At 54.9% G+C, this 5,428-nt stretch carries 3 rRNA genes; all 3 read right to left on the bottom strand.

Features of this window, described 5'->3' with window-relative positions:
* Nucleotides 1-9 precede the first annotated feature (9 nt).
* Nucleotides 10-129 (bottom strand): 5S ribosomal RNA (rrf, locus tag CV023_RS18645).
* Between the two features lie 147 nt (nucleotides 130-276).
* Nucleotides 277-3,390: ribosomal RNA gene (locus tag CV023_RS18640) — 23S ribosomal RNA — on the bottom strand.
* A gap of 445 nt (nucleotides 3,391-3,835) precedes the next feature.
* Nucleotides 3,836-5,361, bottom strand: a 16S ribosomal RNA gene (locus tag CV023_RS18635).
* The 16S, 23S and 5S rRNA genes sit together here, the layout of an rRNA operon.
* Nucleotides 5,362-5,428 lie beyond the last annotated feature (67 nt).

Below are 5,428 nucleotides of genomic sequence, written 5' to 3'. Positions count from 1 at the left end.
CAAAAAATATTGCGGCAGTCACCTACTCTCCCACAACCACCAAGTTGCAGTACCATCAGCATGAAATGGGCTTAGCTACCGGGATCGGAACGGTTAACCGGGCGTTTCCCCACCACTATCACCACCGCAAAACCAACAAACCACCACCACACGCCACAAAGGGCTTCAGGCGGTAATGGTCCAAGAACCGCACAGCGAACGCGAACACCACAAAAAATGTGATCTCATATGATCAAACAGAGTGTCTACTCTTCCACGCACACACCAACCCAAAAGGTTGATGAGTGATCGGTGTATTAGTACCAGTCAACTCCACACCTCACAGTGCTTCCATACCCGGCCTATCAACCCCATCATCTATAGGACACCTCCCCCCACAAAGTGGGTTGGAAATCTCATCTCGGAGCAGGCTTCCCGCTTAGATGCTTTCAGCGGTTATCCATCCCGAACGTAGCCAACCAGCCATGCCCTTGGCAGAACAACTGGCACACCAGAGGTTCGTCCGTCCCGGTCCTCTCGTACTAAGGACAGACCTCCACAAATTTCCTACGCACGCAGCGGATAGGGACCGAACTGTCTCACGACGTTCTAAACCCAGCTCGCGTACCGCTTTAATGGGCGAACAGCCCAACCCTTGGGACCGACTACAGCCCCAGGATGCGACGAGCCGACATCGAGGTGCCAAACCATGCCGTCGATATGGACTCTTGGGCAAGATCAGCCTGTTATCCCCGAGGTACCTTTTATCCGTTGAGCGACCACGCTTCCACAAGCCATGGCCGGGTCACTAGTCCCAGCTTTCGCTCCTGCTCGACACGTCCGTCTCACAGTCAAGCTCCCTTGTGCACTTACACTCGACACCTGATTGCCAACCAGGCTGAGGGAACCTTTGGGCGCCTCCGTTACTCTTTAGGAGGCAACCGCCCCAGTTAAACTACCCATCAGGCACTGTCCCTGAACCCGATCAGGGTCCGAAGTTAAGGAATCCAGAATGGTCAGAGTGGTATTTCACGAATGACTCCACCAGATCTAGCGATCCAGCTTCATAGTCTCCCACCTATCCTACACAAACCACACCGAAGCCCAATACCAAACTATAGTGAAGGTCTCGGGGTCTTTCCGTCCTGCTGCGCGTAACGAGCATCTTTACTCGTAATGCAATTTCGCCGAGTTCGTGGTTGAGACAGCAGAGAAGTCGTTACGCCATTCGTGCAGGTCGGAACTTACCCGACAAGGAATTTCGCTACCTTAGGATGGTTATAGTTACCACCGCCGTTTACTGGGGCTTAAATTCTCCGCTTCACCCCCCGAAAGGGGTTAACAGGTCCTCTTAACCTTCCAGCACCGGGCAGGCGTCAGTCCGTATACATCGACTTACATCTTCGCACGGACCTGTGTTTTTAATAAACAGTCGCTTCTCTCTGGCCTCTGCGACCACCACCAGCACATCCCCAAGCAAGTTGGGTTCACCGGGATGGCCCCCCTTCTCCCGAAGTTACGGGGGCATTTTGCCGAGTTCCTTAACCACGATTCTCTCGATCACCTTAGTATTCTCTACTCGACCACCTGTGTCGGTTATAGGGTACGGGCAACACACACCCTCACGTCGATGCTTTTCTCGGCAGCAGAGGATCACCAGATCACCCCACCAAGTGGGGCGCCCATCAGCTCTCACACTATGTGTGGGGACGGATTTGCCTACCCCCACGTGCTACAACCTTAGACCGTGACTACCATCGCACGGCCTGGCTACCTTTCTGCGTCACACCTCACGCTTACCGACTCCACACTCAGGTCCCCCCTCGCTCATCCCAACTCAACCGAAGTCGAAAAGGGTGAGTCTGGGGGTTAGTATCATGTGTTTTGGTACTGTCGGTTGTGTGTCGGTACCAGAATATCAACTGGTTGTCCATCGACTACGCCTGTCGGCCTCGCCTTAGGTCCCGACTTACCCAGGGCGGATTAGCCTAGCCCTGGAACCCTTGGTCATCCGGTGGACGGGTTTCTCACCCGTCTTTCGCTACTCATGCCTGCATTCTCACTCGAGCCGCCTCCACCACTAGTTCACACTGCAGCTTCACCGGCGACTCGACGCTCCCCTACCCAACACCCCACCATTACGGCACTTGGGGTGCTGCCACAACTTCGGCGGTGTACTTAGCCCCGCTACATTATCGGCGCTCAATCACTTGACCAGTGAGCTATTACGCACTCTTTCAAGGGTGGCTGCTTCTAAGCCAACCTCCTGGTTGTCTTCGCAACTGAACATCCTTTCCCACTCAGCACACGCTTAGGGGCCTTAGTTGATGGTCTGGGCTGTTTCCCTCTCGACAATGAAGCTTATCCCCCACTGTCTCACTGCCACGCTGAACCTTACCGGCATTCGGAGTTTAGTTGACGTCAGTAACCCGGTGGGGCCCATCAGCCATCCAGTAGCTCTACCTCCGGCAAGAACCACGCAACGCTGCACCTAAATGCATTTCGGGGAGAACCAGCTATCACAGAGTTTGATTGGCCTTTCACCCCTAACCACAGGTCATCCCCTCCATTTTCAACTGAAGTGGGTGCGGGCCTCCACAACATCTTACTGCTGCTTCACCCTGCCCATGGCTAGATCACTCCGCTTCGGGTCTAGGACACGCGACTAGATTCGCCCTATTCGGACTCGCTTTCGCTACGGCTACCCCACACGGGTTAACCTCGCCACGCACCGCTAACTCGCAGGCTCATTCTTCAAAAGGCACGCCATCACCCCAACAAAGGAGGCTCTGACGGATTGTAAGCACATGGTTTCAGGTACTCTTTCACTCCCCTCCCGGGGTACTTTTCACCATTCCCTCACGGTACTATTCCGCTATCGGTCATCAGGAAGTATTTAGCCTTACCAGGTGGTCCTGGCAGATTCACACGAAATTCCACGAGTTCCGTGCTACTCGGGTATGTACACAACGTCGGGGACACATGTTTCGCCTACGGGACTCTCACCCACTCCGGTCCTGTTTCCCACCAGGTTCGACTACACGCATCACACATCAACGTCCCGGTCATGCTGGACCGAACACGCACACCCCACAACACCCAACCAGCAACACCAGCACGCTTGACACTGATCAGGTTTAGGCTCATCCAGTTTCGCTCGCCACTACTCCCGGAATCATTGTTATTTTCTCTTCCTACGGGTACTGAGATGTTTCACTTCCCCGCGTTCCCTCCACACACCCTATATATTCAGATGCGGGTCACCACCCTCACAGGTGGCGGGGTTTCCCCATTCGGACACCCTCGGATCAACGCCCGTTTATCGGCTCCCCGAGGCTTATCGCAGATTTCCACGTCCTTCATCGGCTCCTGATGCCAAGGCATCCACCATGCGCTCTTATACACTCATCCCACCCCACACGGGCTGGTTTCGTGTATGCGCGAAAATATTTTTCAATCACTCTAAGATGATCACAAGAAAATCACATTACATAAACAACCCCACACACACTCCCCCACAAAGAGGGGATTGCTGCGGGCCTGTTGATGCTCGCGTCCACTATACGATTCTCAAACCACTACCAAACACCACCCCAACACCTGCCACAACACGTGGCACCTGCTGGTTCGGGTTGGTCCTGTTGGTTGAAACCACACCCACACACAGTGTGCGGGAGCTTGTGATTCCAGGACCCAATAACGTGTCAGTTCATATTCGCCCACGCTCACCGCCACCCGAGGCACAAACCCCAGGCGACGCTGTGTGGACGAGCCAATTAGATGATGTTCCACCCTTGAGCTCTCATGACGACCACGTACGGGTCGTGGCATGAGGATCTTAATGTGTGCTCCTTAGAAAGGAGGTGATCCAGCCGCACCTTCCGGTACGGCTACCTTGTTACGACTTAGTCCCAATCACCAGTCCCACCTTAGACGGCCCCCTCCACAAGGGTTGGGCCACCGGCTTCGGGTGTTACCGACTTTCGTGACTTGACGGGCGGTGTGTACAAGGCCCGGGAACGTATTCACCGCAGCGTTGCTGATCTGCGATTACTAGCGACTCCGACTTCACGTAGTCGAATTGCAGACTACGATCCGAACTGAGACTGGCTTTAAGGGATTCGCTTACCCTCACGGGTTCGCCTCTCTCTGTACCAGCCATTGTAGCATGCGTGAAGCCCAAGACATAAAGGGCATGATGATTTGACGTCATCCCCACCTTCCTCCGAGTTGACCCCGGCAGTCTCCTATGAGTTCCCACCATCACGTGCTGGCAACATAGAACGAGGGTTGCGCTCGTTGCGGGACTTAACCCAACATCTCACGACACGAGCTGACGACAACCATGCACCACCTGTACACCAGCCCAAAAAGGGAAAGACTGTTTCCAGCCCGGTCCGGTGTATGTCAAGCCTTGGTAAGGTTCTTCGCGTTGCATCGAATTAATCCGCATGCTCCGCCGCTTGTGCGGGCCCCCGTCAATTCCTTTGAGTTTTAGCCTTGCGACCGTACTCCCCAGGCGGGGCACTTAATGCGTTAGCTACGGCGCGGAGAACGTGGAATGTCCCCCACACCTAGTGCCCAACGTTTACGGCATGGACTACCAGGGTATCTAATCCTGTTCGCTCCCCATGCTTTCGCTCCTCAGTGTCAGTTACAGCCCAGAGTCCCGCCTTCGCCACCGGTGTTCCTCCTGATATCTGCGCATTTCACCGCTACACCAGGAATTCCAGACTCCCCTACTGCACTCTAGTCAGCCCGTACCCACTGCCCGCGCAACGTTAAGCGTTGCGTTTCCACAGCAGACGTGACCAACCACCTACGAGCTCTTTACGCCCAATAATTCCGGACAACGCTCGTACCCTACGTATTACCGCGGCTGCTGGCACGTAGTTAGCCGGTACTTCTTCTGCAGGTACCGTCACTTTCGCTTCTTCCCTGCTGAAAGCGGTTTACAACCCGAAGGCCGTCATCCCGCACGCTGCGTCGCTGCATCAGGGTTTCCCCCATTGTGCAATATTCCCCACTGCTGCCTCCCGTAGGAGTCTGGGCCGTGTCTCAGTCCCAGTGTGGCCGGTCGCCCTCTCAGGCCGGCTACCCGTCGTCGCCTTGGTAGGCCATTACCCCACCAACAAGCTGATAGGCCGCGAGCCCATCCCCGATCGAAAAACTTTCCACCAGAGAACATGCGTCCTCTGGTCATATCCGGTATTAGACCCAGTTTCCCGGGCTTATCCCGAAATCGGGGGCAGGTTACTCACGTGTTACTCACCCGTTCGCCACTCATCCACCCACAGCAAGCTGTAGGCTTCAGCGTTCGACTTGCATGTGTTAAGCACGCAGCCAGCGTTCGTCCTGAGCCAGGATCAAACTCTCCATAAAAAACTTTATGTTGCGTAAGAATCCCAGCAAGACAGCCAACCCCTCACGGGGTGAGAAGGTTGACCCA

Origin of the sequence: Brevibacterium sp. CCUG 69071, assembly GCF_021023135.1 — a bacterium.
Taxonomy (GTDB): Bacteria; Actinomycetota; Actinomycetes; order Actinomycetales; family Brevibacteriaceae; genus Brevibacterium.
Note: the sequence above shows the minus strand (reverse complement) of the source record. Positions and strands in the feature narration are given on the sequence as shown.